Origin of the sequence: Streptomyces callyspongiae (assembly GCF_047200695.1) — a bacterium.
Taxonomy (GTDB): domain Bacteria; phylum Actinomycetota; class Actinomycetes; order Streptomycetales; family Streptomycetaceae; genus Streptomyces.
Map to the genome: position 1 here is coordinate 1 of NZ_JBJZOM010000050.1, position 768 is coordinate 768.

The window sequence follows — 768 nt, forward strand, 5'->3', positions numbered from 1 at the left end:
CTCCCAACCCGCATCACCCAGCCCCGCCGGCACATCCACCAGCACCGACTGATTCACATGATGCGGCGCCACGAAATCCTGACCGAAGAACCACCGCTGGACCGGAGTCAACTCCACCGGCCCCGTCACCAGCCCCTGCTCGGCCCGCACCGCCAACGCATCCTGCTGCTCCACCACCGGCGCCAACTCGGCGATCGTCTGGTACTGGAACAACTCCTTCACCGAGAAGAACAGACCCACCTGCTTGGCCCGGAACGTCACCTGAAGACTCAGGATCGAATCCCCGCCCAGCGAGAAGAAACTGTCGTGCACACCCACCGGCGCCGACGTACCCAGCACGTCCTGCCAGATCCCCGCCAGCTTCTCCTCCACCTCCGTACGAGGCGCCACATGCTCCCGCTCACCACCGGCATGCTCCTGCCACGACACCCCGGCCAGAGCCTTCCGATCCACCTTCTGGTTCGCCGTCAGCGGCAGACTCTCCATCGGCACGAACACACCCGGCACCATGTACGCCGGAAGCCGCTCCCCCAGATGCGCCTGCAACACCTCCGCAGACACCCGCTCACGACCCACCACATACGCCACCAGACGCTTCGCGCCCCGATCCTCCTGGACCAGCACAGCGCCGTGCCGCACATCCGGGTGCTGCGCCAACGCAGCCTCGATCTCCCCCAGCTCGACCCGGAAACCCCGGATCTTCACCTGATCGTCGACCCGCCCCAGCAACTCCACATTCCCGTCCGGCAACAACCGCGCCAGGTCACC

General features: G+C 66.3%; 1 protein-coding gene. It reads right to left on the reverse strand.

All coding sequences use genetic code 11. From position 1 onward, the window contains the following. Window positions 1-768, reverse strand: a 768-nt coding sequence (locus ACL06G_RS21465; RefSeq protein WP_412788164.1) for an AMP-binding enzyme, incomplete at both ends; no start/stop codon positions are given.